The following is a 25,952-nucleotide window of genomic DNA, read 5'->3' as shown; positions in this document are numbered from 1 at the left end:
AGATTTCTATTCCCAGTAAAGGAAGCGGAATTCGCTCCCGGTTGGGCGGTTATAGAGTTCTTGTGCTTTTTGCTCAAGGGAGTCTTCCATGCGATAGAGCAGGGAGGAAAGGGGAATTTTTTTCAGGGTTTGGCTGTGTGTCAGGTTATCTTGGTTGGTCGAATCGAGATTCATTTGGCTTTCTCCTTTCGCGTGAGCGTCAGTGGCTGGCGGTCAGGCTGGGGCGGGTTGTAGCGTCCCATCGCATAGTAGGCATAGAGACCAAGTACACCGGTCACGATGAGCGTCGTCATTCCATAGGCTACCCATGGAGCACGGCTGCCTACACCACCGAATGCGTCCAGCATCGCACCACCTGCGGAATTGCCGATGGCACCACCGATGCCGGCCACCATGTTGGACAGACCAAAATAAGCGCCCAGCCACTCAGGTTTGGCGAAGTGACCGACCAGACTGTCGATCACCGGCAAGAACAGCATTTCCCCGATAATAAAGAGAATCGCCGATGCGCTCAGGGTAATGAAGTTGAACGCCCATCCCAGTGAAAACAAGCCCAGCCCCAGCATGAAGGTTCCCGCTGCCAGCGCGATATATGGATTCACCCGCTCCAGTAAAAAGCGGGAAATCAAACCTTGGAACAGAACAACCACCACCGAGTTGATCGTCCAAATCAAACCGATGGATGTGGCACTCCCCAGCACATAGCTTCCCCGAAGCGGGATCACCAGCGCAAACTGTGCATACAACGCCCAGATCAGCAGGGAAATCAAGCAGTAATACAGAAAACTGCGGTGCTTAAAAATCTGCCGGTACTCTGTCAGCGGCATCCGGTGGCAATCGTCACCGACACAACGGTCATTGGGGATCAGAAAAAAGGTCAAGGCTGAAAGCACACCGAACACGACCGCCGCGTATACAAACAGACGGCTGTTGGCAGACAAAGCCAAGAAGGTAACTGTCACCCCGGCAATCGCGATTCCTGCATTGGCTGCAATCCCGCGCCAGGAAAAAGCCGAGGTGCGCAGCTCAGATGACACCACATCCGCGATCTTCGCCTTGAGCGTGGGCGCAAGCAATCCCACCCCGATGCCGTTGACCGTCGAGATGGTGACCAAGGCCACATACCCGCCAATCGAGCTATAACCAAGCATAGCCGCTGCTTGAATGAGAGAACCGATCACCATCACATTGCGTCGGCCCAGTCTGTCAGACAGCACCCCGCCGAGCAGACTTCCTGCCTGGTATGCGATGCTGTTGGCTCCAAGCAACAGTCCGATTTGTGAGATGCTTAAGCCCCGCACGGTTTCCAAAAAGACAGGAAGTATCGGGATCACAAAATAACTGGCCAGATGCATGAACAGAACGGTAGTAAGCAGGAACAGATAAATCCGATTGGTAAAAAGTGAGCCTGTCGTAGTCTGCAACCGTTTTGCCTCCTTCCCTTCGTGTCCTTAGTGTGAGTCAGAGCAAGGAAATTATGCACTGCCTCTGTCAGTCCCTGTCAGCCCCAGAGAAGCCTTTGGGCAACCGCACAAATCACCTATTCCGTGACAGGTGTCCAATCCACCGATACCCACACCACATATACCTATAGGGAAAAGACACAGACAGGAGGGGACGGAGATGGGAAGATTTTGGGATGACGATGGTTTTGAGCTGATCATTTGGATTCTGATAATCATCTTCCTCATCGCGCTTTTCTTCGATGATGATTATTAAGTACAGGGGGATACAGGAAAGGGGTGAGTGGTTCTGAGACGCATCCGGCCAGTCAAAAGTCTGAATCGTCACTATCGCCACAACAAGGGGTTTAAAGAGTGGGTCAAAGCCAATGAGTCTTATTTTAAAGAGAATCCAGAGGTCTTCTCCCAACTCGTTCGTGAACCCATGATGGTGAACTTGTTTACGGATATGATGATGATCCATTCGCCAAAAATCCAGCGTAGATTGAGTAAGGCGGCGCGGAGAAAAGGACGTGGACGTGGGTAGAAACCGTTGAGGCGTGTCTCAACGGTTTTTTTGCTTTTCCCGTAATTCTGAAAGTTAGTCTGATCAGAAAGGGTGGTAAGAGTGGGGGCAAGATTGCAAGCCTTTTTAAAAAACATACCCAGCTCAGAAACTAACAAGGGTTACCTGCTTCTTGAAACATCTGAGGGGCAATAGTCTCACTTCCTGAAATACCTAGATGTCCCCTCTCATCGGGGGATCGAAACATTTTGCCCCGCCACAACCCTTGTTAGTTTCTGAGCGGACTTTATTAGCTTCCACGCGTTTTTTAATGAGGCGAAGCAAACTTGCCCCCGCTCCTTCCGCCTAAAAAAAGAGGGCTCTCGCCCCCTGCCACAACTATATACTCGGATTCTGATTCCCCGTATTCGCATCTTGTACGGACTTGGCATCAGGCATATGATCATTCTCCATCTGATACGTCTCCACATGACGCGCATCACGGACTTTTTCCATCAGTTGATCGAATTGTTGAATCAACAGCTGTGGCTTGTCACCGTGGTACTTTTCTCCACGGGTGAAGCGCTGGGCCATGTCGAGAGCGAGATGAATTTTTTCCAGATCAGCCAGTTCAAAAGTAACCATCGACTCCGTCTCCTTTATGATGAGGATTGACGCTCTTCAGCGGCTTGTGCGCGCTGCAGCGCCTCGAGGTCATCTGCGTCTGCCATCGCCGGATTGAACTCAATGTCTTCGTTATAGCCAGCAATCTCGTTGGTAGCTCCACTGGTAGCGACGGCGAACTCGGAGTAACCCTGCGCAAGCATATCAGCTTGGGTAGTCTGCCCCGCTTGGTTTTGACCTATCTGAGCACTTTGAGAGCCTTGCCCAGCTTGGTTTTGGCCCATCTGAGCACCTTGCGAACCCTGCCCCGCTTGGTTTTGGCCCATCTGAGCACCTTGCGAACCCTGCCCCGCTTGGTTTTGACCCATCTGAGCACCCTGTGAGCCTTGCCCCGCTTGGTTTTGGCCCATCTGAGCACTCTGCGAACCCTGCCCAGCTTGAGCTTGCCCGCCTGTCTGTGCACCACTTGTATACTGATCGGCATTCTCCTGAATCGAACCATTCAACATCCCCAGCGGATTCATTTCTGCCTCCATGTACGTACCTGTCATTCTTTCCTTCGACATGGTCAGTCCTCCCTTCGTCCTTTACAGGTAGTGTGGGATAACACCCCCGTTTTTATTTGCAGAAAAGAAAAAACCTAGAGTCGAAGGAGGGCTCTAGGGGAGAAGGAAAATATTCTAAGGTACTATAATGTTTCCCTCAAAGTGGCAGCTTCAACACTAGTAAATGTTGGAGCGGGTTTGGGACAAAACATCATAATTGACGCCCCGCCCACGTATGGATAAGCATACGATTTGTCATGAAGAGGGGTGTGACACGGTGTCACAAGTTATCCTTACGTTTTTTATTGCGTACGGCATCGTCATCGGCGGCTCGATCTCTGGAGGCATCGGTGCGTTTTTGACCGATCGGGCGCCATTGGTGGCGATGGGGGAATTGGCGATGCAGCTCAAAATCTGGGGATTGGTCGGAGCGCTGGGCGGCACGTTTGATTCTTTTTTGCAGATTGAAAAATTGTTTGTCGGCAACTTTTCTCCCGTACTCAAACAGCTGATCATGATCCTGACCGCCTTTGTCGGTGCACATATGGGAACGATCTCGATCCACTGGCTGGTAGCGGGGCGCGGCTGATGAGCGAGCTTACAGCCAAGCCCGGCAGATGGGGCAAGTGGACGCGCTACATCATCCTGTTTGTGTTCGGTGCGTTCGCGGGGGGCGTGCTGTTTTTGTTCCTGTATGGCAAAGAGATGGAAGAACTGATGCTGGAGAACCGCAACCTGTACCTGCTCAACGAACGGCTGCTCGAAGATATCGACAATCTCAAGCAATCACAAAAAGTGGCCCGCAAACGTCAAGACCTGACGATCGAGGAGATCAAAGTCACCATCCTCGATCCCAAGCCTAACGCCTTCATCGAGACAGAGGTCGTCCGTCATCTGGAAAAAGACCTCGGTGTGATCAAAGGCAAAAAAACAGATCAAGTGGCAGAGGTGCACGGCGTCCTTCATGAAATGCTCAGACGCAGGGAATATATTGTAGAAGGAAAAATGGTGGAGGTACGCATCAAAACGCTGGTCATCTCCCGTACCCTGCATCTGTTCGTGACCGTCGAGATCGAAAATGCGGTCGGAAAAATCATGAAACCAAATGAGCAGATCGCTCGTATTAATACTCGTAATCATACTTATACCTGATTGTACAAAGGAGCGTTACCCTATGTCGATGTTTAAGAAGATGTTAGCCAGTGTCGGAATCGGCTCGGCGAAAGTAGATGCACGTCTGTTCAAGGATGAAGTAATGCCAGGTGACGAGATTTCTGGGGAAGTGCATATTTTCGGCGGTGATGTTGAGCAAAATATCGACGAAATCTATATGTACGTTGTCACTTACTACGAACGTGAATCCAACGATACCAAGTATAAAGAGGAGTGCCTGCTGCTCAAGCACCGTGTCACCGACAGCTTCGTGATCAAGCCAAAAGAAAACAGAGTCGTTCCGTTTTCTTTCAAGCTCCCATATGACACACCGCTCACGATGGGACGCCAGCCAGTCTACCTGCGTACCGGTCTTGATATCAAGGTAGCGATGGACCCAGGTGATTCTGATTTTATCAATGTGAAGCCGCACCCGCTGATGACCCAAATCCTGACGGCGCTCGGCAATCTGGACTTCCAGATCTACAAGGTAGACTGCGAGTACAACCACTATCTCGGGCGCAACTATCCATTCATCCAAGAATTCGAGTTCCGTCCAAAAGGCAAATACAGAGACCGTCTCGAAGAGCTGGAGGTCATCTTCTACCTCAGCGAAAATGAATTGGAAGTCCTGCTCCAGCTGGACAAACGCGCACGCGGCTTCCATGGTCTGTTAAGTGAAGCATTTGATCTGGATGAGCGCTATGCCCGCATCCGCTTCACCGATCTCACAAATCCACCATCCACCAGAGAGATCGAGCAGATCCTGCTGAACACCATCGATAAGAATATCCGCTAAGCAGCATTAAGCAGACACAGAGGCGAATCCATAGCAGACAAATAGCAAAAAACACCGTCGCACTCATCAAGGGATCTGTTCATGGATCCACGAGAGAGGGCAGACGGTGTTTTCTTATGTTTCATTCAGAAGCAGGAAGACGTTCTGAACGCTCTTATTTATGCAAAATAGCATCCTTCAACGTCAAGAGCTTCTCTACCACTTGACCGATCTGCTCTTGGGTCGCCCCTGCGTCACTTAGAGCAGCACCCAGATGTCCGGCAATCGCCATGAAGTGGCTCTCCTGCAGGTTCATGCCTTCATGTGCTTTTTCCATGCTGAGGCCGGTGTATTGGTTCGGGCCACCCAGAGCCCAGCTGATGAACAGGGATTGGTGACGGATTTGCTTCTCCATGTCGGTGTTAGCGAAGAAGTGGTTGACGTGGTCATCTGCGAGCACACGGTCATAAAACGCTTTTACCACACTGCTGATTCCTTCTTTGCCACCGAATTGTTCGAATAAAGTCTGTTCCATATGTAATTCCTCCTAATTGGTTTGGTATTCCCATTCTACCCGATACAATACCATTCCAACTGTGATTCTACTCACAAAAAAATTTCTGTAAAAATTTTTCCATTCCGAGGTATCAGTCCATATTTTTCAGACAATACTGTGAGCATGAAACATTTGGAGGAGGAATTTTAACTATGAACTTATTAGAGAAAACAAGACGAATCAATGCTATGTTGCAACGTACAATGGGTGGCAGCGGGGTAACGTATCAAGATATTGCAAAACTGCTCTCTGAGGTAGTTGTATGTAATGTCCATATCATCACCGCCGACGGAACCATTCTCGGCAGTGGGTTCGCCCAGGAGTTCAGCATTCAGGATACAAGCCGTTTCACAAGCTTCTTGCCGGAGGATTATAACACCAAGCTGCTTGAAGTCAACTATTCCGTGGCGAATGAAAACATCCAAAGCCGATACTCCATGGTACCTGGCGAGTGGGTCAATCTGTTCCCGCAGATGATGACCACCATCGTTCCGATCATCGCAGGCGGCAGCCGTCTTGGTTCCCTCGTCTTGCTCCGTGCATTCGGCAACTTCGAGACGGAAGACTTGATTCTTGCTGAGATCGGCGCAACTGTGATCGGTATGAAAATCGTCCGTCACCGCACGGAGCAGATCGAAAACGAAGTCCGCGACAAAACCTTTGCCAAAATCGCGCTTTCCTCGCTTTCCTACAGCGAACAGATCGCGATCGAAAAAATCATGGAGCAATTGGATGCCAAGGAAGGTCTGCTCGTCGCAAGCCAACTGGCTGATCAAGCCGGCCTGACCCGTTCTGTGATCGTCAACGCACTGCGCAAGCTCGCCAGTGCGGGTGTGCTTGAGTCCCGTTCCCTCGGGATGAAAGGTACGTACATCAAGGTGTTGAACGACAAATTCCACTCTGAACTGCAAAAGTGGAAAACGTCGTAACCAATACGCAGTACCCTTGTCACCATCAGCAGTAAAAATGGCGTGCATCGTCTGTAACAGACGGAGAAAACAGGTTCCCATGGCGGGGGAGCCTGCTTTTTTGTGTGAGGCAAAACCGTTATCATGAATGGTTCCGTAGTGCCATAAACTGTACATGAGAGCACACTCACCGCAGTCTACCCCAGACTGCGGTATTTTTTTTCGAATAAGATCGCAATTTTCCATGGTACAATGAATGATACAATATGATTGAAAATTAAAAAGAGAGAAGAGGAACCAACACCATGTCGGCATTATTCAAGCTTCCTGTTTTTCGCCGGCTCTATTTAGCCAACCTCGTCCACCTGCTCGGTAATGAGTTTACCTTTATCGCCACGATTGGGCTGATGCATGATTTGAGCGGGAGCGGGTTGACATTCGCGGCGGCGACCGTACTTCGTCTGGTTCCCTATGTGTTGACCAGCTCGTTTTCGGGAGCCGTCATCGAAAAGCTGGATAAGCGCAAGGTGATGGTGATTGTCAATATCCTGCGCGGTCTGTTGGTCAGCCTGTTTTTTTTCGTCACGGATGTGGATCTGTTGTGGCTTGCGTTTCTGTTGATCGTGCTGTTCAACATCGCCACCGCCTTTTTCACTCCGGCGATGCAGGTTGTGATCGTGGAGACCGTGCCGAATGACCAGCGTTTGCAGGCCAACTCGCTCTTGCAGGGAACCAATTCGCTGATGATCATCATCGGGCAGGGGATTGCCACGTTCCTAGTGTCGATGTTCTCGTACCGGATGAACTTCCTGATCGACGCCGGGTGCTATCTGCTCTCCGTGATGCTGCTATTGGGACTGCCGGCGCTCAAGGTGGAGCAGACGGACAAAGTGACGGACGCCTTCATGACCCGGCTGCGGATGGGCTTTCACTATGTGGCCAGCCACGTCAAGCTTCGCCGTATCCTCGTCCTGCAGATGGCCGAGCGCGTCTGTGGTGCGCAATACACCTTGCTGATGTTTTTTATCCTGCAGGAACAAAAGCAGCCGCTCTATGTATTCGGGATTCTCGATATCCCGCTCGGCCTTGGTGGAGTGTTGGCGGGCTATGCGGTGGGACGGTATGCAGACCGCTTTTTGCCCCGGACACAGAACCGACTGCTGGGACTGGCGGTGATCCTGTTCGGTGTGGTGGTCGTGACGCAGTTTCATACGGACTCACTTGTCTGGGTGGGGGTTAGTGCGTTTTTGCTCGCGTTTTTTTCCTTCTCGACGATTATTTTTACCGTGACGCAGCTGCAGCGGATTGCTGATCCGGCTTATATCGCCCGCCTGTTCTCAGTGAGAGAGATGTTGACGATGGGGATGTACTCACTCAGTACGCTGTTGGTGGGATATATCGCGGAGATGTTTGGCAGCTCGCCCGTTGCTTGGGGACTGGGCTTCTGGGGGGTCTTGACCGGTACGGTATGGCTCTTGGCCTCGCGTCAGATGGGAGAGGAGCAGGAGGAAGACGTTACACCATCCAAAGCTATTTAATCCGATAGAAAGAAGGGTTTACCTTGCCACGTATGCTGTATGCAGCCCTGATCCTGCTTAGCTTGATTTGGGGCGGATCGTTCTTTTTTATCAAAATCTTGTTAGGTGATTTTGGGCCGTGGTCGATTGCTTTTTTACGTTCCTGTTTTGGCCTCTTAACGGTCATGGTGATTGTTCTCGTGATGCGTAAGCCGCTTGGATTGCGCCAGATCCCGTGGGTTCCGATGCTGATTGGCGGGATGCTGAATACGGCTGTACCATGGGCGCTGATCGGTGCGAGTGAGATTAAGCTGACCAGCAGCATGGCCTCTGTGCTTAATGCGACGACACCACTGTGGACGATGGTGATTGGATTGAGCTTTTTCGGGGCTAGATCGACGCGGAATCAATGGATGGGGATGGCGATTGGGTTCGTCGGGCTGGTTGTCCTGTTGGATGTTAACCCGGAGAGTATCATCTCGGTCGATCTGTATGGCTTCCTAGGGATGGTCGCGGCGACACTCTGCTATGGGATCTCTGCACAGATGTTCAAGCGGTATCTCAAGGACATCAATTCCTATCAAATGGCATTTGGCACCCTGATCGCCGGTCTGATCGTCAGCGGGATCATCTCGTTCATGTTCGAGCCGATCACATGGACGGCGCTTACATCTTGGCATAACCTCGCTACACTTGTCGGACTCGGCGTCTTCGGCTCAGGTGTGGCCTATATCCTGTATTCCTATCTGATCGTCCAAGGCTCGCCGGAGTTTGCCAGCACGGTGACGTATCTGGTACCGGTGACCGCGATTCTCTGGGGATACTCTTTGCTTGGAGAGGAACTGCACTGGAGCTTGTTGACAGGACTGGTGCTGATCTTAAGTGGTGTCTACTTCGCCAACCGCAAGCCGAAGCAGAAGGTGGAGGAGACTAAGGTCGTGACAGAGGAATCTACCACAGCGTAACCCGAAACCGTGTGTTTCAGATCGAAATCATAAAAAGTCCAGTCTGTGAACAAACGCAGACTGGACTTTCTTAATTTATTTAAAAAATGTTAATGCAAAATATAACCTCTTCCGAAATAAGTAAAAAAGGAGTGATTTATTTGAAAACCATTACTAGATTTCTAACCGTCTCAACCGCATTCGCTTTGCTCGCTGCACCATGGCCTGCTATTCCAGCCCAGCAGGCATGGGCCGCAGAACCAATCGCACCTGTACCCAGCTTGGCTACCGAAGACACAGCCCCTTTTCCCAATCCAGAGCGCGGTTGGTTCAAGACCGTCAGCCCGATCTACTCAACCAACACCCCAGCCCCACCACTCAACCTGAACCAGCTGCTCGAATGGAGAAAAGAAGAGAAGGTCACCCTTGTCCGCAAGTATTATCTGCTCTACCGCTACAAGAACACCGCCCTGCCACAATCCGTCCTCGACGAACTCCAGCATGACTTAGAAGTATGCCGCTTGGCTGGCTTCAAGCTGATTCCCCGTTTTACATACAGCTACTACCTCGATTATAACGGGGACGAATCCAAAGAGGATGCCCCGCTTACCCAAGTGCTCACCCACATCAATCAAATCAAGCCATACATCCAAGCCAACGGTGATGTCATCGACCACTGGCAAGCCGGTTTCGTCGGCTACTGGGGAGAATGGCATACGTCAACCAACAACCTCGTCGACAACACCACGAAAAACGTAAACGACAACTCCAAACAAATCATCGACGCCTTACTGGATGCCACACCAAAGGATCGATCCATCGTCTTAAGACGCCCACTTTTCAAAATGACACTGCAGACTGAAGCTGAGACCAATCCTACTACTGCCCTCGTTTCTGAAGATGACCTGCCTCGGATCGGCCACATGAATGATGCTTTCATCGCAGATGCCACCGATATGGGAACCTATGACCGAAATAATCTCGAACAGCGGGAAAAGGAACGTGCATACCTGTCGGAAGATACCAAAACCGTGATCATGAGCGGCGAGCCTGGCACCTTCCATAAAGACTATACGACTGGCGATCAAGCACTCGCAGAGATGGCGAAGATGCACTGGAGCTCGATGAACAAAGAGCAGCCCGGTGCGATCACCACAGGCGTATACGATAATTGGAAACAGACCGGAGCAGACGTCGAGATGACCAAACGCTTGGGCTATCGCTTTCTCTTAGATAAGGTGTCTGCCACAACCACGGTCAAGCCAGGTGGACCACTCACCCTGAATGTTGACGTGATCAACAACGGCTTTGCCCACGCGCACAACCCGCATCTGCTAGAAGCGATCCTGCGCCATAAAGAGACCAAAGCCGAATATATCGTCCGCCTGCCAGAAGATATCACGACATGGCAAGCAGGCACAACCAAAAGCATCAGCTTCACCGCAGGACTCCCAAGCGATATCCCAAGCGGTTCCTACGATTTGTTGCTTCATCTCCCGGATAAAAAGCTGGAGAATTCCAACCGCCCAGACCTCTACAGCCGTCCAGAATACGCGATCCGGTTTGCCAACCAGCAAGTCTGGGAAGAATCTACAGGCTACAACAATCTAAATCTCACCGTCCAAGTCGAGTCCGGCGCAGTGGCTGAACCTTCCAGCAGCACTCTGCCTGTTTTTGCCCCAAAAGCTAAACCACAGGATCAGACAGCACCCATCGTCACATCTATCTCTACGCAGTCCCAAGAGGTGAGCACAGCACCAGGCAGCCAGCTTGTCCTGACATTTGACGAGATCGCCTCTGTCACCACAGAACTGACCAAGTTCCAACTGCGCAAAGATGGACAGACCATCCCAGCTACATACTCCCTTGAGAAGAACCAACTCACCATCACTTCAAGCCAATGGCTGGATGCGACCCATACGTACACCGTCACCATTCCAGCAGGTACCTTCCGCGACAAGGCAGGCAACATGAACCAACAGCCATACGACATCAGCCTGACCGTTTCCCCGCAGATTGTCACCAATCCAAGCTTTGAGACCTATACCGGAACCAACGGCGTCGCCAACGGATGGTTCCCCCTCGGTAATTCCACCGCAGCCTTCAGTGTCACCAATCAACACGCCACAGCCGGGAGCCAATCGCAAAAAATCAGTATCGCCAACCTCCCAGCCGCCGGTAACTATACAGCCATAGCCCAGATTATCCCGGTAGAAGCAGGACGATCATACAAACTGACTGGTCAGTTTTATGTGGAAAGTCTGGTAAATGGCAACGTTCAGCTGTACGTTGATTTCTATGACGCAGCAGGGGCCAAAGGCAATCTTGTTGGCAGCAAAATCATCAGCAAAGCAGCCGCACCAGATACATCTATTTCTCTAGAGATCAGCGACACGATTCCAGCTGCAGCCAAAAGCGCCAGAGTCTACGCCATCATCCGTGCTATTGGAGCCAATGCTTCCGGTACGGTTTACATCGATGACATGCAGATGAATATCACGCCGCTTCCCGTTACTCCATAATCTCGTCCATCAAAAAAGAACACCCCGTAAGCCAATCGCTTGCAGGGTGTTCTCCATTTGTATCTATTACACATGATTATTTCCGATTCATCAACGGCGCAATCAGCCGCTGCAGCCATTCCGGCAACAAGCCATACACTGTCGACATCAGATGCAGACGGTAGGGGAGGGCGACCTCATGTTTTTTCCGTTCCACCCCGCGCGCCACTTTTTTCGCCACCACATCAGGAGAGAGGAGATAGCTGCGAACATTGTTCCGATATGTCCCGCTGGCATCCGCCTGATCGAGAAACGGCGTATCAATCGGCCCAGGCAACACACACGTCACCGAGACGCCTGTTCCGATCAGCTCATAGCGTAACGCCTCACTAAACCGGATCACTGCTGCTTTACTCGCGCCATAGACCGTTGCCTTCGCCGTCGCAACCCGTCCCGCCAGTGAGGCGATGTTGACGATCTGACTGCCCGGTGTCGCGATCAGCATCGGCAAGAAAGCACGGGTGACATACAACAATCCGTCCAGATTGGCCCGCAGCGTGTCATTGATCTCTTCCATCCGCATTTCCAGAAAAGGCTTAAACACCGCGCTCCCCGCATTATTGAACAGCAGATGACAATACCCGAACCGAATCTGAATCCATGCGGCAAAAGCCCGTACCGCTTCATTGCTGGTCACGTCCAGTTTGTAGACATGCAGCTTTTTACCGGCGTCCAGCTCCTGTTGTGTCGCCCGCAGCTTCGTTTCATCCCGGCTGGTGATCACCACATCATCACCTGCGGACAGATAATGCCGTGCCAGTGCTTTTCCAAGACCTCCCGTACCGCCGGTGATAATGACCAGCCTGCCTGTTTGACCCATCCCAACCCTCCGTTCGCCAACCATCGTTAGCCCCATCCTAGCACGAATCCAGCCCGTTTGTAAAAATTATCTGGCATCCTAACCGTATATCCATCCTCCAAATGGTCAACGATAGCCACATGGAGGTGATCAACCAATGCCAGTAGTAAAATGCGCAGTAGCTAACTGTACCTATTGGGGTGAAGGCAACAACTGCCAAGCAGACATGATCATGGTGGAAGTAGACGGCCACGCGAACAAACAGTTCGACGCGGAATTCGCAGGCGAGTTTGGCTATGACAGCCAACACAAAGACGCTGCGAAATCATCTGCTGAAACCTGTTGCCACACCTTCAAGCCGAAAAACAAATAATCTTGTATCACCGCGCCTATGCGCAAAAAAGACGTATCCGGAATATGCAGCACATCCGGATACGTCTTTTTCTATTTATCCATGAGAATCATTGATTAAAACAGCTTCCCAATCAGTTCGTGCACCTCAGGCCACGTCTGAACACGATGCACCAGCTTTGGCAGCGGCTTTCGATTGTATGGGGTATCGAACAGTACGACAGGAATAGACAGCTCTTCGGACAGCTGCACCGCATTTTCCAAACGGTCCTCCAAGAACAGATCGACTTGCCATTTGCGCGCGGCGGCGAGCTTGTCGTGCGTACCGACCAGGTCGATCTCATGATACGGGATGTTATATTGAGAAAACCAGCTTTGTGTCGCGTCCATGTGCTTCTCTTCGCGGGCACTGATGTAGACCAGCTTGTGCGTGTCGTACCAGCGGCGGAGAAACTCGTCTGCTTGTCCATGTACAGGTGCAGTACGGTACAACTCCTCCCCATACGTTTCCAACCATTGCAAAAATTCAGCTTCGGTGATGTTATAGACCAGCGCCAAGTTGTAATCGAAGCAATCGTCCAATGTTAAATTCTTACCAAACGCCTGATTCATAAGTGGCACGATACTGGCGGGATGCGTGACCGTACCGTCGATATCAATGCCAATCGTTAGGGAATTGTTGTGTTTCATCCTCTCGCCTCCAGTTTAAATTGTACACCGAAGACAGACAATAAGGCTACTTCCTTCACCAAAACCTTTCATAAAAAAGGGGATGAGCAGACATGGCGTACGATCAAACAGAACGTATGAATGCTGAACAGAAGGAAGGCCAACCGGGCCAGGCGACCATCGAGATGGATGCCGTTTCGACCAGTACGTGGATGGATGCTGTAATGGAACCGGATGCTGCGATCTCGGCGGGTAATCTGGAGTATGATCCCAAGACAGGCCGACAAAGCTACAAGGGAGAACAACCAGTAGCCAGCAGCACCCAGACCACGACGACAACCACCACGACGACTCAGGCGGCTGCAGGTAACCAAGCCAACAGCGATGTCGGACAACCGCTCAATGCGACCGATTTGCCAGTTGACCAGGTGAAGGGTGATGAGGTCAACAGCGAATTTGCCGATGAGCTTGGACTTACCAGCCGTTCGGTTGACAATCAGGCTACAGATGCCGCAGATCTGGCCCAGACCCAGAACCCGTCACAGGGTGGGTTTGATTTCGATGCGATTGCCAAGACGGGAGCCATTGCACGCAACTATGACATAGAAGCGTCCAATGAGCTTGGCAGCACATCAGGCGCATCCGCCCAAGCTACCCCCTATTACAATGGAGCGGATCAGCCACAATCAGATGCAACAGGCTCGTCGAACCGTTCGATGAGTGCTTCCGGCGCATTCCAGCAAAACTACAGCACCGAAGCCTCAAGCGAATTGGGTTCCACTACGCAAGCCTCCCAAGGGTACAGCCAGACCACCAGTTCGACGCAAAGCTCTTCGGCCCAGAACTCCCAGCAACAGCAGTCCCAGCAACAGCAGTCCAACTCGGGCCAAGATACATCAGACGACCAAACTGGTGGATTAGCTTACATGGCCCAGCAGGTGAGCGAGTTCTTTGGCATGGATGACAACAACCAGTCCGGCCAAAACGCTTCTTCCAATCAGAACCAAAACCAAAGCCAAAACCAAAACAAGTACGGCTATTACAGCACGGAAGCCTCCAGTGAGTTGGGTGCAACCAACCAGCAATCAGGCGGCACGAATTCCGGTCAAAGCTCCAACAACCAGGGGGGAGGACAAGGCGGCGGTTTGTCTTCCGTTGTCCAGAACATCGGCGACGAGGTCAGCGACTTTTTCGGCATGAACCAAGGCTCCAATAACCAGTCCGGCAATCAGTCTGGCAGCCAATCCGGTTCATCCGCGCAAAGTACGAATGCCCCATCCTCTTCCACGTCGACAACCTATACGTCCACAACCACAACATCCAAGCAGCAATACAACACAGAAGCCTCCACAGAGCTTGGTCTTCCTTTCACAGGCGCTTCTGGTTCCAACCAGCTGATTGAAACGAACAGCAATCAGGCCACACAGGACTATGAGACAGAGGCAGCAGCCGAGATCGCTGCACCTGTACGAGTCCGTGAAGCCCGAGTCAGTGAACCATACCAATCCCGTTCCCCAGTCAATGGCCCGAGCGTAGACGGTACGGCTGGCGGCGGCTTAGGGATGGTTGGTCTTGGCTTGTCTCTGCTTTCGCTGTTCCTGCTTCCGTATCTGCTGGCACCAGTGGGAATTGTGCTTGGCTTCCTGGCCTCCCGCCGTGGCGCTAAAACGATGGGTACCTGGGCGATTATCATCGGTGTAGTGGCACTGATCGGTGCGATCTTCATCTACCCGTTGTATATAGCGAGGTAACTGATTTCCACTGATTTCTTCACCTCTTCGGGCACTTGTTGCCGGAGAGGTTTTTTCATTGATAAAAAGGTGACTGAAACGGAGTCAAAGCCGCAATCACCGCTTCACTGAAAATAGCCGCGCGGGTGATCCGTCCATTGGTAAACAATCCGTATGCGCCTTCTTTATGATTGCTCCCGACCGTACCGCTTAATTCATCAATGATGTGGCGCAATTCTGTGCCTTCCTGCCCCAGCTTCTCCGCGACCTCATTTGGTATCGGAAAATACAGTCCTTTTCCAATCAGTAACCGCTGTCCGTCCCAAGCAGCACAGACAGAGAGGAGGTACCATTGGTTCGTATGTACATCATCATAAGTCAGCCCACCCTCCAGACCTAATCCGATCTCAGCCTCTGGTACCGCCTCGAATACCCGCTTGGCCCGGTTGATTGCACCTTGTATAGTTTCCGCCTCGCTCATCGGCTGATCCGATACACCTGATGGTACCGACAGACAGATGGGTTCGCTGCCTGTAGCCAACACGACTGCGGCCCGCTTAGCCTGATTGGTCGTACCCAGTGCGATTCGTTTTGCTTGTTGTTCTTGCATGTCACACCCACTCCTTGCCATTACTCTCATTTGTCCACCAGTATACCATGTTTTCTTTGACCGATATTTTCCAACCAACTAAACCCACATATGTTAGAATAAAAAGAAGATTGCGCCAAGGAGGAATGGTTTGTGGAAGGACACATCAATGAACATCACTATCAAGTACGGGCAGTCGATGCATCCCAGATCGATCAGCTGATCCCGTTGATGCAAGGCTATTTTGACTTTTACAAGCGCGAGCAGCCGGAAGCGGCAATCCGTCAGCACGTACATACATTGCTTGATCATCCACGTGAAGGCATCCAGTTTATGATCTGGAAGGGGGAGACTGCGGTTGGGTTTGTGACGCTTTATTTTACCTACAGCACACTGAGCCTCAAGCGCACCGCCGTCCTCAATGACCTGTTTCTCCTCTCGTCCGAGCGTGGGGGAGGGGCAGCGGAAATCCTGTTCCAGCATGCTCTTACCTATATTCGTGAGCAGGGAATGGCCGGGATGGAGTGGGTCACAGCCAAGGACAACTTACGCGCTCAGCGCTTCTATGATAAGATGGAAGCAAAAACGGGCGATTGGCTCCTGTATTCCATCTAAAAGGGGACGTTCCAATGAAATTTACCAAAATGCATGGACTCGGCAACGACTACGTATACGTCAATTGCTTTGAAGAACCATTAGAAAATGTTGACCTGCCTGAACTGGCCCGTCGTGTCAGCGACCGTCATTTTAGCATCGGCGGAGATGGACTGATCCTCATCCTTCCATCTGATCAAGCCGACTTCCGCATGAGAGTATTCAACAATGACGGCAGTGAAGCACGCAACTGTGGCAACGGACTGCGCTGTGTCAGCAAATATGTCTATGACCACGAACTCACCGACAAAACCACATTTACCATCGAAACCCTCGGCGGTATCGTCGAACCAGTTGTCCATGTGGGTGATGACGGTAAGGTATCGAGCGTCACGATTGACATGGGAGAACCGCGTCTGACCCGTCAAGAGATCCCGATGACTGGCAACCCAGAGGATAAAGTCATCGAGTATCCTTTCACCATTCAAGACCGCACCTTTACCATGACCGCTGTCTCGATGGGCAACCCTCATGCCATCCTGTTCGTGGACGAGATCAATGATCAAGACATCCTACATTACGGTCCGCTGATCGAGTTCCACGAATCCTTCCCGGAACGGACCAATGTGGAGTTCATCCAGGTGCTGAACCGCGAAGAAGTGCTCTTCCGTGTCTGGGAACGTGGCTCCGGCGTCACCTTGGCCTGCGGAACAGGCGCATGTGCCGCTGCTGTAGCCGCTATCCTCAGTGGCAAGACCGACCGCCTTGTCAATGTTCAACTGCTCGGTGGCGATTTGCAGATCGAATGGCGGGAGAGCAACAACCGCGTCTATATGACCGGCCCTGCCAGCGAAGTTTTCTCCGGTGTGTATAACGGCGAACTGCCGCTTTTATAGACCTTGTGCTGAACAGCAAAAAGAACCGTTACCCATCTTATCATCTGAGGGGAGACGGTTCTTTTTTATTCCGATCAGGTATGTCTGTCTGATCAGGATTGACCTAATTCAAGCCAGCTGCTACCTTGATCGCGCGCTGATGATCTGGATCAATCAGGGTATCTTTATGACGCAGGCTGTTCAAGAAATGGATGTCAAAGTGGCCGGTAATGCCGTTGTCTTTGATATATTCGATATCATGCGGCATAAAGGTCATGGAAGCTGCAATCTGACGGCCATCCACCTTCACGATTACCGGACGCACTTTCCAGTTAAAGTAGCCGCCCCATACCTTTTTGGCAATCGCGGTATCCGCCAAGGTCAGGGTCTCGGTGTCAGAGTGGAAGGCACCGATTGTACGTTTTACCTTAAATTCTGCACCTGTGTAGAAATCCTCAACCACCGCAACGGAATTGATCGGGAACACATATTGCGCACTGGTGAACCAATCGAGATACTCCCCGTATTCAGGACCTGGAGTAGGGAGGACAGGTACATGGTGAACAGGTACCACTACTTTTTGATTCAGTGAAAGATTATCAGTAATTTTCAGACCATTTACCTGCAGGAACTCAGTCATCGGAATTCCGAACTTAATGGACAGAGACCAGGAAGTATCACCGCTCTGTACATAATAGGTTTTCATGGTAACAGAAAGTTGGTCTTCGGTGGAAGGAGTAGAGGTTGGTTGATCTTCCCCGTAGTCTTCTGCATCTGCTGTGATCTGGAGGACTTGGCCGACGAACAATTCGTTGCTGGATAAATCGTTCCAATCAATAATCTCTTGCACGGTAATGTCAAAACGGTTCGCAATTCCCCAGAGCGTATCACCGCTGACTACTGTGTAAAAGGAGTTGGCAGCAGGTGCAGGCGTGCTGGTAGACGGTGCAGTTGGAGCGGTTGGAGTGGTGGGAGTCGTCGTAGAGGTGGTGGCAAGCGGAATCAACAGCTTGTCCCCAACCAAGAGAGAATCGGACAGGTGCGGGTTGATTTCCTGTACCTTAGCCACAGTGGTGTTGTGAGCTGTTGCGATTTTCCAGAGAGTATCGCCGCTTACAACGGTATAGATTTTAGATTGTGGCGGGATGTAGAGGGTATCACCTGTAACAAGATAATCATTGGTCAGATCATTTGCAATTTTCAGGTGATCAACCGTCAGATTATAGGTCGTAGCGATTTTGTACAGGGTATCACCGGATTGTACAGTCACAGTTGCAGCGAATGCATCAGCTGCAGGAAGCAGAAGGGCCCCTGCCAGGACAGCTTGTACAGTAAGGCGTTTCCAAGTGCGGTGAGATAGCATGATGTTTTCCTCCTTGGTGTCAAATCTTCTGATGTCTTTCCACACTATGTTTATCGTGAGAAATAACGATGTTATGTAGAGGGAGTTCATTCCAGTTAAAGTTGTTACTACATCCAAATGGGAACAGAAAAAGAGCGCCCCCATGATTCTCTATCGAATCACGGGAACGCCCGGGCTTTTTGGCATTATGATTAGTTATAGACCTCGGTCAGGTAACAGTCCGTATCTTGACGCTCGAACTGATTGGAGGACTCTTTTTTCATGCGTTCCAGCTCTTTACGAAGGTGCTTCAATTCATTTTCCATCTGCTTCAATTTCTCATCCATCATTACTCTTGTCATAATTGTTCCTCTCCTTATCGATTCATCCATTTTATGTTTATCTAATTTTCTGACAATTCAATTAAGTTCATTTTAACAAGTTTAATCAAACCTGTAAACAGGCAAACAAAACTGTAAGCGGTTACAATTGTTAAAGAAATGTGAAAACTTTTTTCTGCCTATATCCCATGGCATGAAGGTGGTAGCTAAAACAAACAATATGGTATGATGGAAGGTAGAATTTTTACCAACTCGCAGCATGAGGAAGGGTGTCTTTCGTGATTTACCTTGATAACAGTGCCACAACCAAACCCTATCCCGAAGTGATCGATGTGATGAAGAAGACGATGGAGAACTACTACGGCAATCCTTCGTCCCTGCATCGCAAAGGTGTCGAAGCGGAGTCCGTGCTCAAACAGGCACGTTCGATTGTGGCCAATGCCCTGCAATGCAAGCCCTCCGAGGTGATTTTTACCTCTGGCGGCACAGAGAGCAACAACACGGCGATCAAAGGCGTCGCTTTTCAATACCAAGAACGCGGCAAGCACATCATCACCAGCCAGATCGAGCACCCCTGTGTGTATGATGTCTGCAAACAATTGGAGTCATTCAGCTTCGAGATCACCTACCTGCCTGTCAATCAGGATGGTCAGGTATCGCTTGAAGATCTCAAGGCGGCTATCCGCCCAGATACCATCCTCGTCTCGATCATGCACGCCAACAACGAGCTGGGGACGGTCCAGCCGATCAACCAGATTGGCACGTATCTCAAATTGTTCCCCAAAATCCTGTTTCATGTAGATGCGGTGCAGAGCTTCGGCAAGTTGCCAATCCGGATGAAGGAGTGGGGGATTGACCTGCTCAGCCTGTCCGGACACAAGTTCCACGGCCCACGCGGTATCGGAGTCCTCGCCAAGCGGGAAAATCTCCTGCTGCATCCGTTGCTTGCGGGGGGTGGACAAGAGGGAGGCTACCGCTCCGGTACCGAAAATGTCCCAGCTATCGCCGGAATGGCGAAAGCGATCCGCATCTATGAAGAGAAGCGGGGCAAAGAAATCACCAAACTCGAAGCATTGACCAAGCGGATTCGCGAGGGGATCAGCGACATTCCTTCTCTGGTGATCAACACACCTGAAAAGGATACGGCTCCACATATCGTTAACTTTTCGGTTCCCGGTATGAAAGCAGAGGTCTTGCTGCATGCGCTTGAGGACAAAGGCTTCCTCGTCTCCACCCGCTCAGCCTGCTCCACCAAATCCGATGAACCAAGCCGCATCCTGATGGCTACCGGAATGAAGCGAGAGCGAGCCCTCTCCGCAATCCGTGTCAGCGTCGGGGTGGAAAATACGCTGGAGGAGATCGAAGCCTTCATAACCGCCCTCCACGAATGCGTCAAAAACATTCGACCATATATGAACGTGTAAAGGATGACAGCGATGAATTACGATGTAATCATGATTCGCTACGGCGAACTTGCTCTTAAAGGAAAAAACCGCGACACATTTGAAGAAGCCCTGCAACGAAGCGTCAAGCTGATTTTGCGCCCGTTTCATGCGGTAAAAGTATTCCGCAAATATGGCCGCATGTACGTTAAGCTCAACGGCGAAAACGCCACAGAGGTCATGGAGCGCCTGCAACGCATTTTTGGGATCACGTCCCTCAGTCCAACCATTCAAGTCGAGCAAAATGATGAAGCCATGCGCAAAGGGGCTGTCGAGCTAATCAAGTCTCTCGATCCACAGCCCAAAACCTTCCGCGTCGACACCCGTCGTGCTGACAAGCGCTACCCGATGTCCTCCAATGAAGTGACCCGTTCCGTCGCAGGCGAGATTCTGCGCGAAGTGGAAGGGATCAAGGTAGACCTGCACAACGCCGACACCAATGTCGAGGTTGAGATCCGCGAAGAAGGGACATTCATCACCGTCCAGCGTATTCCAGGGGCAGGCGGTCTGCCGGTTGGTACCAGCGGCAAAGTCCTGCTGCTTCTCTCAGGTGGGATCGACAGCCCCGTAGCCGGTTGGATGATGCTCAAGCGCGGTGTTACGCTCGAAGCGATCCATTTCCACAGCTATCCGTTCACCAGCGAACGCTCCCTGGAAAAAGTCCGCGACCTCGCTCACAAGCTCACACGCTGGGGAGGCAAAATCAAGCTTCACGTCGTTCCATTCACCGAAATCCAGACCTCTATCCGTCAAAACTGCCCGGAAGACTACCTTATCACCATCATGCGCCGCTTCATGATGCGCATCTCTGAACGCATCGCCAAGAAAACGGGTGCGCTCGCGCTCGCTACCGGTGAAAGTCTCGGCCAAGTGGCATCCCAGACGCTGGAGAGCATGAATGCGATCAACAATCCGATCAACATTCCGCTCTTGCGCCCGCTTGTCTCCATGGACAAAACCGAGATCACCAAAATCTCCCGTGATATTGACACCTTCGAGTTGTCCATTTTGCCGTATGAAGACTGCTGCACCATCTTCACCCCGAAAAACCCAGTCACCCGTCCACGGGTAGACCTGTGTGAAAAATTCGAAGCTGTCCTCGACATCGAAGCGCTTGTGAATGATGCCGTCGAACGCACCGAAATCGAAGAAATCACCACCAAACCACGCCACGAAACCGTCGTCGATCTGTTTTAACCCACAAGCTCTGCCATCTCTATAGAAAAAAGTCAACAGGGGAGGAGAATCAATCCTATGATTATCCGCTACGAACGCAACGGCAAAACCAAGCACGGCTGGTATGTGCAAGAAGAAAACAAAGTACGTGTCATCGAAGGCGACATCTACAAGCGAACCACAACCAAGCCGGTCATGACGGGGCTTGAGCTGTCTTATGAAGAAATCAACGTACTGACACCATGCACCCCAAGCAAAATCATCTGCATCGGTACCAACTACAAGGACCACGCTGAAGAGATGGGCAAGCAGGTTCCACCAGAACCCCTGATGTTCTTCAAGCCATCTACCGCTGTGATCGGCAACGGTGAAGAGATTGTCTATCCAAAACAGACCGAAAACCTTCACTATGAAGGCGAGCTGGCTGTTATCATCAAAAAAGAAGCACGCAACGTCAAAGCAGAAGACGCCGAAGATTATATCCTCGGCTTTACCTGCGCAATCGACGTAACCGCCCGCGACCTCCAGCAAAAAGACGGACAATGGACCCGTGCCAAGGGCTTCGATACCTTCTGCCCACTGGGCCCGGCCATCGCACCAAAACTGGACTACAATGATCTGCGCATCACCACGACGATCAACGGTGAAGTCCGCCAAGACTCCAACACCAACCAAATGGTGTTCAAAATCCCGCAGATCATCGAGCACATCACCTCTGTCATGACCCTGCTCCCAGGGGATGTCATCCTGACAGGCACCCCGTCCGGCGTAGGACCACTGCAGCCAGGCGACGAAATCTCTGTCACCATCGAAGGGATCGGCACGCTGACCAGCCGTGTCGTCAAAGCCGAATAGACCGGAATTGTGCATTGTGCAGTCCCTTGTCACACCAGCATTCGTACAGACAAAAAAGCCACACCCTGCTTCGTGTAATAGAAGTGGGGCGTGGCTTCTCTCATGCCATCGATCGTCTACAGATCTTCCTTGTCTCTACCTGGCTCATCATGTGTAGGATGCGAAACCGGGTAACGACGCGACAAGTTCTCGTGGAGATTACGGGTTTCATACGTAAACCGTGTAGAGGTGGAGTGCTGACCTTCTTCCCAGCCAGTTGCTTTTCCCAGTCGCTCTGCATTCGTCGTCGCCCCATACGGACCCTCAGGAAACTCCTCCTGCAGAATCTCATTACGCTGGGACTCGACTGTGGAAAGCTCACTGAAATTCTGCTCACCATACGTTGGATCATTGGTCTTTCTGGACATCTCATTCACCTGCCTCTTTTATCTGTTAATGTGCACGGTTCAAAAGGAGAGTATTCCCACCGAAAAAGGCTATTGACTTTTGGTTACGATTTTTGCTATATTACTTTTTGTCGCTTCGGCACAGACAAAAGAAAAGATTCATCACCATAAACTTCCTCTTGTAATTTAGAAGCCAGTGTGATAATCTAATTAAGTCGCCGCCAAGAGGCGGTTCACACAACACTATTCCTCAGTAGCTCAATGGTGGAGCAACCGGCTGTTAACCGGTAGGCTGGCGGTTCGAGTCCGTCCTGAGGAGCCATGCTCCTGTAGCTCAGTCGGTAGAGCGTTTCCATGGTAAGGAAGAGGTCGCAGGTTCGATTCCTGTCGGGAGCACCATTCATTCTTGGCCCGTTGGTGAAGCGGTTTAACACAGCAGCCTTTCACGCTGTCATTCAGGGGTTCGAATCCCCTACGGGTCACCATCTATACGGAGGCTTAGCTCAGCTGGGAGAGCATCTGCCTTACAAGCAGAGGGTCGGCGGTTCGATCCCGTCAGCCTCCACCACTTATATTGACGCGGGATGGAGCAGCTCGGTAGCTCGTCGGGCTCATAACCCGAAGGTCGCAGGTTCAAATCCTGCTCCCGCAACTTTAATTTTCATCTGTACTACGTCGAATCAGCTTCTTCGATCAGATGAGATCTGGAGTCCCCGCAGGGGGCAACCAAATATGGAGCTGTGGTGAAGTTGGAGTTCACGCCGGTCTGTCACACCGGAGGTCGCGGGTTCGAGTCCCGTCAGCTCCGCCATTATCTTTCAATAGATAAGGCGAAGAGATAACAACATATGCCGGTGTAGCTCAATTGGTAGAGCACCTGACTTGTAATCAGGGGGTTGTGGGTTCAAGTCCTATCGCCGGCACCATTTTCACTTTAATCACATAGTGGGGAGATAGCGAAGTGGCTAAACGCGGCAGACTGTAAATCTGCTCCCTCTGGGTTCGGCGGTTCGAATCCGTCTCTCCCCACCACTTATGTATGAGCCATTAGCTCAGTTGGTAGAGCATCTGACTTTTAATCAGAGGGTCGAAGGTTCGAGTCCTTCATGGCTCACCATTTTTACTCATACATGCGGACGTAGCTCAATTGGTAGAGCGTCGCCTTGCCAAGGCGAAGGTCGAGGGTTCGAGACCCTTCGTCCGCTCCATTTTTATTTGTGCCCTTAGCTCAGCCGGATAGAGCGTTTGACTACGAATCAAAAGGTCGGGAGTTCGAATCTCTCAGGGCACGCCATATTTAGACAACAGTCGGGAAGTAGCTCAGCTTGGTAGAGTACTTGGCTTGGGACCAAGGGGTCGCAGGTTCGAATCCTGTCTTCCCGACCATTTTTTACTTCTGCCGGGGTGGCGGAATAGGCAGACGCAACAGACTTAAAATCTGTCGGGAGTTTCTCCCGTATCGGTTCAAGTCCGATCCTCGGCACCATCAACATGCGGGTGTAGTTCAATGGTAGAACTCCAGCCTTCCAAGCTGGTCGCGTGGGTTCGATTCCCATCACCCGCTCCATACATAAGTAATGAGACAGCGTTCGATGTGACGCTGTTTTTTTGCGTTTGCCAGCATTTTTCTGGGTCCAGATGAACACAGATGCAAAGAATAAGGACAGGCTCTATCAGAAAAGGCCAAGGGGAAGGCTGTTGATCAGGCTGACAGACAGGAGGCTACCCTCATGAAAAAATCCATACGGGCCGTGCTGGCGGGTGTGGTATTGCTGGTGGCGGCCGGATGTAGTGACCCGACGACCGACACGCCAGAGCAGACGCCTGCTGTGAAGACGTATACGTATTACAATCCAGAGAGCTTGAACCGTTTTAATCCGGTGCCGGGTGTGCTGGACATGATGTCGAGCTTCTTCCGGTGAAAAAAGAAAAACCTCCTGGCGGCCTGTGTGGATCGTCAGGAGGTTTTTCATATGTGGCTGGTTGTATGCAGGGGGAGTCGGATGAGGAACTGGGTCTGCTCCGGGGTCGAGTGACAGGCGATCGTTCCTTGGTGCTTGTCGATGATGTTTTTGCAGATGGAGAGACCGATGCCGGTACTGTCGTCCTTGGTGGAAAAGAAGGGCTGGAACAGCTTGCTCTGCAGTTCATGGGGAATCGGTTCCCCGTTGTTGGCGACGATGATGGAGAGCACGTCGTCCGTATGGCAGGCGATCAGGCTGATGCGTTTGTCCGTGTTGCATCCGACGGCATCGATGGCGTTGTTGAATAAGTGTGTAAGAACCTGTAATAACCCGGCTTCATATCCATAAAATGTACAAGGCTGAATGTCCTGCTGCAGGGTGACGCTCTCTGCGTGAAGGCGGGGGGTAAGCAGTCCTTCGACTTGCTGAAGCAGGTCCGTGATGTGGAGAGGTTGGAAGACCTCGTCGAGAATCGGTTTTTTGCAAAAGCTGAGAAAGCCTGTGATCTGGCGGTGCAGGCTTTCAAACTCGTGCAGGATGACATTGATGTAGCTCTCCAGCTCTTGATTGCCTTGGGTCGATTCGCGGATCAGCTTGAGGAAGCCTTCGATGGCACAGAGCGGATTGCGCAGCTCGTGAGCCAGATTGGCAGCAATTTTATCGAGAATCGTAAGCTTGTCATTATTGAGAAAATGGATGGTCTGGTCTTTTTCTTGGAGCTCGTGTTGGTATTTTTGCTCGTAATAATGGATGGCTAGAGAGACAGCGTCATGGATGGTGTCTTCGATGTGTTGTTCGAGCTGCACGAAGTCAGGAGAAGAGAATGAGGTAAAGGGCAGCGCAGGACGGACCACTTCCCAGAAGGCGGTACGATAGAGATGAACCATGCGGAAGAGCAGGGAGATCGGTGTCTTATGCGTCCAGAGCCAATTCCCGATCGCAAGCGAGCAGATATGGATGTCATCCTTGACGTCTTCGGTCAGGGAACGGATGATCAGGGTAGACCAATAGTCCATATAGGTATGTGGAAAAGGCAACTCTTGTCCGAGCGATTGGCGGACATTCTGACTCCATATAACGGAAATGTTAGGGACTAACGGTATGATTCGCTTCAATACGTGTTCAAAGGTTAATGTTTTACTCATAATCATTTTGTAATTCACCCTTTTTTATCCTAATAAAGGGTTAACGAAAAAGCAAGGTTATATTATCCTTAATTTTACATTATCGTTAGTCAAAAAACGACAAGCTTGCGAAAGATGACAGGGGCTTTGTAGGAGGAAGTCGAACGGGAAAAGCCGAATGAA

General features: G+C 51.1%; 28 protein-coding genes and 14 tRNA genes. 30 read left to right on the top strand and 12 right to left on the bottom strand.

Translation table 11 applies throughout. The features are described from left to right. Positions 1 to 6 precede the first annotated feature (6 nt). Both FGI41_RS25045 and FGI41_RS15965 read right to left on the bottom strand, forming a co-directional pair. Positions 7 to 174 (bottom strand): hypothetical protein, encoded by a 168-nt coding sequence (locus tag FGI41_RS25045; protein ID WP_176560303.1) that lies wholly within the window; start codon positions 172 to 174, stop codon positions 7 to 9. Next, the gene (locus FGI41_RS15965) at positions 171 to 1,424 is read right to left on the bottom strand and encodes an MFS transporter (RefSeq protein ID WP_139491345.1); all 1,254 of its coding nucleotides are present in this window, start codon (positions 1,422 to 1,424) and stop codon (positions 171 to 173) included. The genes FGI41_RS25045 and FGI41_RS15965 overlap by 4 nt, the downstream gene beginning before the upstream one ends. Before the next feature lie 322 nt (positions 1,425 to 1,746). Between FGI41_RS15965 and FGI41_RS15960 the strand changes: the two genes are divergently transcribed. Further along, positions 1,747 to 1,989 carry a hypothetical protein gene (locus FGI41_RS15960; RefSeq protein ID WP_255298490.1) on the top strand — a complete coding sequence of 81 codons (243 nt, stop codon included), beginning with the start codon at positions 1,747 to 1,749 and terminating at the stop codon, positions 1,987 to 1,989. Between the two features lie 357 nt (positions 1,990 to 2,346). Here FGI41_RS15960 and FGI41_RS15955 read toward each other — a convergent pair whose 3' ends face one another. Further along, positions 2,347 to 2,592: a hypothetical protein gene (locus tag FGI41_RS15955; RefSeq protein WP_139491344.1), complete on the bottom strand. Its 246-nt coding sequence runs from the start codon at positions 2,590 to 2,592 to the stop codon at positions 2,347 to 2,349. Between the two features lie 14 nt (positions 2,593 to 2,606). Continuing rightward, complete coding sequence (locus FGI41_RS25485; protein ID WP_255298489.1) at positions 2,607 to 3,137, bottom strand: YfhD family protein; 531 nt, start codon at positions 3,135 to 3,137, stop codon at positions 2,607 to 2,609. A 256-nt stretch (positions 3,138 to 3,393) separates the two neighbouring features. On the opposite strand from FGI41_RS25485, the gene FGI41_RS15940 reads away from it, so the two are divergent. From FGI41_RS15940 to FGI41_RS15930, 3 genes are read left to right on the top strand one after another with little or no spacing between them, the layout of a single operon-like run. Further along, on the top strand, positions 3,394 to 3,705 hold the full coding sequence (locus FGI41_RS15940; protein WP_139491343.1) for a YtrH family sporulation protein: 312 nt from the start codon (positions 3,394 to 3,396) through the stop codon (positions 3,703 to 3,705). After that, positions 3,705 to 4,268 carry a sporulation membrane protein YtrI gene (locus FGI41_RS15935; protein ID WP_176560302.1) on the top strand — a complete coding sequence of 188 codons (564 nt, stop codon included), beginning with the start codon at positions 3,705 to 3,707 and terminating at the stop codon, positions 4,266 to 4,268. Before FGI41_RS15940 ends, FGI41_RS15935 begins: the two co-directional genes overlap by 1 nt. 22 nt (positions 4,269 to 4,290) lie before the next feature. Continuing rightward, the gene (locus tag FGI41_RS15930; protein ID WP_139491342.1) at positions 4,291 to 5,067 is read left to right on the top strand and encodes a sporulation protein; all 777 of its coding nucleotides are present in this window, start codon (positions 4,291 to 4,293) and stop codon (positions 5,065 to 5,067) included. Between the two features lie 154 nt (positions 5,068 to 5,221). Here the strand turns inward: FGI41_RS15930 and FGI41_RS15925 are convergent, their stop codons facing one another. Next, on the bottom strand, positions 5,222 to 5,581 hold the full coding sequence (locus FGI41_RS15925; protein ID WP_139491341.1) for a group I truncated hemoglobin: 360 nt from the start codon (positions 5,579 to 5,581) through the stop codon (positions 5,222 to 5,224). A gap of 173 nt (positions 5,582 to 5,754) precedes the next feature. Here FGI41_RS15925 and codY point away from each other — a divergent pair, with 173 nt between their 5' ends. The 4 genes from codY to FGI41_RS15905 all read left to right on the top strand — a co-directional run bounded on the left by codY (position 5,755) and on the right by FGI41_RS15905 (position 11,493). Then, positions 5,755 to 6,531, top strand: a complete 777-nt coding sequence (codY, locus tag FGI41_RS15920) for a GTP-sensing pleiotropic transcriptional regulator CodY (RefSeq protein WP_139491340.1) — start codon at positions 5,755 to 5,757, stop codon at positions 6,529 to 6,531. 284 nt (positions 6,532 to 6,815) lie between these two features. After that, positions 6,816 to 8,048 carry an MFS transporter gene (locus tag FGI41_RS15915; protein WP_139491339.1) on the top strand — a complete coding sequence of 411 codons (1,233 nt, stop codon included), beginning with the start codon at positions 6,816 to 6,818 and terminating at the stop codon, positions 8,046 to 8,048. A gap of 23 nt (positions 8,049 to 8,071) precedes the next feature. Continuing rightward, the gene (locus FGI41_RS15910; RefSeq protein WP_139491338.1) at positions 8,072 to 8,992 is read left to right on the top strand and encodes a DMT family transporter; all 921 of its coding nucleotides are present in this window, start codon (positions 8,072 to 8,074) and stop codon (positions 8,990 to 8,992) included. Positions 8,993 to 9,132: 140 nt separating this feature from the next. Further along, the gene (locus tag FGI41_RS15905) at positions 9,133 to 11,493 is read left to right on the top strand and encodes a DUF4832 domain-containing protein (protein ID WP_176560301.1); all 2,361 of its coding nucleotides are present in this window, start codon (positions 9,133 to 9,135) and stop codon (positions 11,491 to 11,493) included. 76 nt (positions 11,494 to 11,569) lie between these two features. On the opposite strand, the gene FGI41_RS15900 is transcribed toward FGI41_RS15905, so the two are convergent. After that, a complete protein-coding gene (locus FGI41_RS15900) occupies positions 11,570 to 12,352 on the bottom strand; it encodes an SDR family NAD(P)-dependent oxidoreductase (protein ID WP_139491336.1) in 783 nt (260 codons plus the stop codon). A 136-nt stretch (positions 12,353 to 12,488) separates the two neighbouring features. Here FGI41_RS15900 and FGI41_RS15895 point away from each other — a divergent pair, with 136 nt between their 5' ends. Beyond that, positions 12,489 to 12,704, top strand: a complete 216-nt coding sequence (locus FGI41_RS15895) for a DUF1540 domain-containing protein (RefSeq protein WP_139491335.1) — start codon at positions 12,489 to 12,491, stop codon at positions 12,702 to 12,704. 95 nt (positions 12,705 to 12,799) lie between these two features. Here the strand turns inward: FGI41_RS15895 and FGI41_RS15890 are convergent, their stop codons facing one another. Next, on the bottom strand, positions 12,800 to 13,372 hold the full coding sequence (locus FGI41_RS15890; protein ID WP_139491334.1) for a 5' nucleotidase, NT5C type: 573 nt from the start codon (positions 13,370 to 13,372) through the stop codon (positions 12,800 to 12,802). A 92-nt stretch (positions 13,373 to 13,464) separates the two neighbouring features. Here FGI41_RS15890 and FGI41_RS25040 point away from each other — a divergent pair, with 92 nt between their 5' ends. Continuing rightward, on the top strand, positions 13,465 to 15,102 hold the full coding sequence (locus FGI41_RS25040) for a hypothetical protein (RefSeq protein WP_176560300.1): 1,638 nt from the start codon (positions 13,465 to 13,467) through the stop codon (positions 15,100 to 15,102). A gap of 55 nt (positions 15,103 to 15,157) precedes the next feature. On the opposite strand, the gene FGI41_RS15880 is transcribed toward FGI41_RS25040, so the two are convergent. Further along, positions 15,158 to 15,691, bottom strand: a complete 534-nt coding sequence (locus FGI41_RS15880; protein WP_139491333.1) for a DUF84 family protein — start codon at positions 15,689 to 15,691, stop codon at positions 15,158 to 15,160. A gap of 132 nt (positions 15,692 to 15,823) precedes the next feature. Here FGI41_RS15880 and FGI41_RS15875 point away from each other — a divergent pair, with 132 nt between their 5' ends. Both FGI41_RS15875 and dapF read left to right on the top strand, forming a co-directional pair. Further along, on the top strand, positions 15,824 to 16,285 hold the full coding sequence (locus FGI41_RS15875) for a GNAT family N-acetyltransferase (RefSeq protein WP_139491332.1): 462 nt from the start codon (positions 15,824 to 15,826) through the stop codon (positions 16,283 to 16,285). Positions 16,286 to 16,299: 14 nt separating this feature from the next. After that, on the top strand, positions 16,300 to 17,160 hold the full coding sequence (gene dapF, locus FGI41_RS15870; RefSeq protein WP_139491331.1) for a diaminopimelate epimerase: 861 nt from the start codon (positions 16,300 to 16,302) through the stop codon (positions 17,158 to 17,160). A 103-nt stretch (positions 17,161 to 17,263) separates the two neighbouring features. Here the strand turns inward: dapF and FGI41_RS15865 are convergent, their stop codons facing one another. Further along, positions 17,264 to 18,502 (bottom strand): muramidase family protein, encoded by a 1,239-nt coding sequence (locus FGI41_RS15865; RefSeq protein ID WP_176560299.1) that lies wholly within the window; start codon positions 18,500 to 18,502, stop codon positions 17,264 to 17,266. Positions 18,503 to 18,693: 191 nt separating this feature from the next. Then, positions 18,694 to 18,843, bottom strand: a complete 150-nt coding sequence (locus tag FGI41_RS25035; RefSeq protein WP_176560298.1) for a hypothetical protein — start codon at positions 18,841 to 18,843, stop codon at positions 18,694 to 18,696. A gap of 257 nt (positions 18,844 to 19,100) precedes the next feature. Between FGI41_RS25035 and FGI41_RS15860 the strand changes: the two genes are divergently transcribed. From FGI41_RS15860 to FGI41_RS15850, 3 genes are read left to right on the top strand one after another with little or no spacing between them, the layout of a single operon-like run. Continuing rightward, positions 19,101 to 20,246, top strand: coding sequence for a cysteine desulfurase family protein (locus tag FGI41_RS15860; protein ID WP_139491329.1), 1,146 nt, complete (start codon positions 19,101 to 19,103; stop codon positions 20,244 to 20,246). Between the two features lie 12 nt (positions 20,247 to 20,258). Then, the gene (gene thiI / locus FGI41_RS15855) at positions 20,259 to 21,461 is read left to right on the top strand and encodes a tRNA uracil 4-sulfurtransferase ThiI (protein ID WP_139491328.1); all 1,203 of its coding nucleotides are present in this window, start codon (positions 20,259 to 20,261) and stop codon (positions 21,459 to 21,461) included. A 57-nt stretch (positions 21,462 to 21,518) separates the two neighbouring features. Next, positions 21,519 to 22,295, top strand: coding sequence for a fumarylacetoacetate hydrolase family protein (locus tag FGI41_RS15850; RefSeq protein WP_139491327.1), 777 nt, complete (start codon positions 21,519 to 21,521; stop codon positions 22,293 to 22,295). A 116-nt stretch (positions 22,296 to 22,411) separates the two neighbouring features. On the opposite strand, the gene FGI41_RS15845 is transcribed toward FGI41_RS15850, so the two are convergent. Next, positions 22,412 to 22,702, bottom strand: a complete 291-nt coding sequence (locus tag FGI41_RS15845) for a hypothetical protein (RefSeq protein WP_139491326.1) — start codon at positions 22,700 to 22,702, stop codon at positions 22,412 to 22,414. Positions 22,703 to 22,928: 226 nt separating this feature from the next. Between FGI41_RS15845 and FGI41_RS15840 the strand changes: the two genes are divergently transcribed. The 15 genes from FGI41_RS15840 (at position 22,929) to FGI41_RS15770 (ending at position 24,603) form a co-directional block, all read left to right on the top strand. Beyond that, positions 22,929 to 23,003, top strand: a tRNA-Asn gene (locus FGI41_RS15840). A gap of 1 nt (position 23,004) precedes the next feature. Further along, a tRNA-Thr gene (locus FGI41_RS15835) sits at positions 23,005 to 23,080 on the top strand. 9 nt (positions 23,081 to 23,089) lie between these two features. Next, a tRNA-Glu gene (locus FGI41_RS15830) sits at positions 23,090 to 23,166 on the top strand. 7 nt (positions 23,167 to 23,173) lie between these two features. After that, positions 23,174 to 23,249 (top strand) — tRNA-Val (locus FGI41_RS15825). Positions 23,250 to 23,259: 10 nt separating this feature from the next. Continuing rightward, positions 23,260 to 23,333, top strand: a tRNA-Met gene (locus FGI41_RS15820). Between the two features lie 82 nt (positions 23,334 to 23,415). Further along, a tRNA-Asp gene (locus tag FGI41_RS15815) sits at positions 23,416 to 23,492 on the top strand. Between the two features lie 39 nt (positions 23,493 to 23,531). Then, a tRNA-Thr gene (locus FGI41_RS15810) sits at positions 23,532 to 23,607 on the top strand. 21 nt (positions 23,608 to 23,628) lie between these two features. Further along, positions 23,629 to 23,713, top strand: a tRNA-Tyr gene (locus tag FGI41_RS15805). A 9-nt stretch (positions 23,714 to 23,722) separates the two neighbouring features. Beyond that, positions 23,723 to 23,798: transfer RNA gene (locus FGI41_RS15800), tRNA-Lys, on the top strand. A gap of 15 nt (positions 23,799 to 23,813) precedes the next feature. Continuing rightward, positions 23,814 to 23,889: transfer RNA gene (locus FGI41_RS15795), tRNA-Gly, on the top strand. A 9-nt stretch (positions 23,890 to 23,898) separates the two neighbouring features. After that, a tRNA-Arg gene (locus FGI41_RS15790) sits at positions 23,899 to 23,975 on the top strand. 15 nt (positions 23,976 to 23,990) lie between these two features. Then, positions 23,991 to 24,067: transfer RNA gene (locus FGI41_RS15785), tRNA-Pro, on the top strand. Positions 24,068 to 24,079: 12 nt separating this feature from the next. After that, positions 24,080 to 24,167, top strand: a tRNA-Leu gene (locus FGI41_RS15780). A gap of 7 nt (positions 24,168 to 24,174) precedes the next feature. Further along, a tRNA-Gly gene (locus tag FGI41_RS15775) sits at positions 24,175 to 24,248 on the top strand. 163 nt (positions 24,249 to 24,411) lie between these two features. Beyond that, complete coding sequence (locus FGI41_RS15770) at positions 24,412 to 24,603, top strand: hypothetical protein (protein WP_139491325.1); 192 nt, start codon at positions 24,412 to 24,414, stop codon at positions 24,601 to 24,603. Positions 24,604 to 24,650: 47 nt separating this feature from the next. On the opposite strand, the gene FGI41_RS15765 is transcribed toward FGI41_RS15770, so the two are convergent. Further along, positions 24,651 to 25,790, bottom strand: a complete 1,140-nt coding sequence (locus tag FGI41_RS15765) for a sensor histidine kinase (protein WP_255298488.1) — start codon at positions 25,788 to 25,790, stop codon at positions 24,651 to 24,653. Positions 25,791 to 25,952: the final 162 nt, after the last annotated feature.

It is taken from the genome of Brevibacillus dissolubilis, assembly GCF_006170445.1.
GTDB lineage: Bacteria > Bacillota > Bacilli > Brevibacillales > Brevibacillaceae > Brevibacillus_B > Brevibacillus_B dissolubilis.
This window is presented reverse-complemented; position numbering and strand designations above follow the sequence as displayed.

Coding starts and splice junctions, on each gene's coding strand:
- FGI41_RS25045 (WP_176560303.1), bottom strand. CDS start 174: ATGAATCTCGATTCGACCAACCAAGATAACCTGACACACAGCCAAACC.
- FGI41_RS15955 (WP_139491344.1), bottom strand. CDS start 2,592: ATGGTTACTTTTGAACTGGCTGATCTGGAAAAAATTCATCTCGCTCTC.
- FGI41_RS25485 (WP_255298489.1), bottom strand. CDS start 3,137: ATGTCGAAGGAAAGAATGACAGGTACGTACATGGAGGCAGAAATGAAT.
- FGI41_RS15935 (WP_176560302.1), top strand. CDS start 3,705: ATGAGCGAGCTTACAGCCAAGCCCGGCAGATGGGGCAAGTGGACGCGC.
- FGI41_RS15930 (WP_139491342.1), top strand. CDS start 4,291: ATGTCGATGTTTAAGAAGATGTTAGCCAGTGTCGGAATCGGCTCGGCG.
- FGI41_RS15925 (WP_139491341.1), bottom strand. CDS start 5,581: ATGGAACAGACTTTATTCGAACAATTCGGTGGCAAAGAAGGAATCAGC.
- codY (WP_139491340.1), top strand. CDS start 5,755: ATGAACTTATTAGAGAAAACAAGACGAATCAATGCTATGTTGCAACGT.
- FGI41_RS15915 (WP_139491339.1), top strand. CDS start 6,816: ATGTCGGCATTATTCAAGCTTCCTGTTTTTCGCCGGCTCTATTTAGCC.
- FGI41_RS15900 (WP_139491336.1), bottom strand. CDS start 12,352: ATGGGTCAAACAGGCAGGCTGGTCATTATCACCGGCGGTACGGGAGGT.
- FGI41_RS15895 (WP_139491335.1), top strand. CDS start 12,489: ATGCCAGTAGTAAAATGCGCAGTAGCTAACTGTACCTATTGGGGTGAA.
- FGI41_RS15890 (WP_139491334.1), bottom strand. CDS start 13,372: ATGAAACACAACAATTCCCTAACGATTGGCATTGATATCGACGGTACG.
- FGI41_RS25040 (WP_176560300.1), top strand. CDS start 13,465: ATGGCGTACGATCAAACAGAACGTATGAATGCTGAACAGAAGGAAGGC.
- FGI41_RS15880 (WP_139491333.1), bottom strand. CDS start 15,691: ATGCAAGAACAACAAGCAAAACGAATCGCACTGGGTACGACCAATCAG.
- dapF (WP_139491331.1), top strand. CDS start 16,300: ATGAAATTTACCAAAATGCATGGACTCGGCAACGACTACGTATACGTC.
- FGI41_RS15865 (WP_176560299.1), bottom strand. CDS start 18,502: ATGCTATCTCACCGCACTTGGAAACGCCTTACTGTACAAGCTGTCCTG.
- FGI41_RS25035 (WP_176560298.1), bottom strand. CDS start 18,843: ATGACAAGAGTAATGATGGATGAGAAATTGAAGCAGATGGAAAATGAA.
- thiI (WP_139491328.1), top strand. CDS start 20,259: ATGAATTACGATGTAATCATGATTCGCTACGGCGAACTTGCTCTTAAA.
- FGI41_RS15850 (WP_139491327.1), top strand. CDS start 21,519: ATGATTATCCGCTACGAACGCAACGGCAAAACCAAGCACGGCTGGTAT.
- FGI41_RS15845 (WP_139491326.1), bottom strand. CDS start 22,702: ATGTCCAGAAAGACCAATGATCCAACGTATGGTGAGCAGAATTTCAGT.
- FGI41_RS15770 (WP_139491325.1), top strand. CDS start 24,412: ATGAAAAAATCCATACGGGCCGTGCTGGCGGGTGTGGTATTGCTGGTG.
- FGI41_RS15765 (WP_255298488.1), bottom strand. CDS start 25,790: ATGAGTAAAACATTAACCTTTGAACACGTATTGAAGCGAATCATACCG.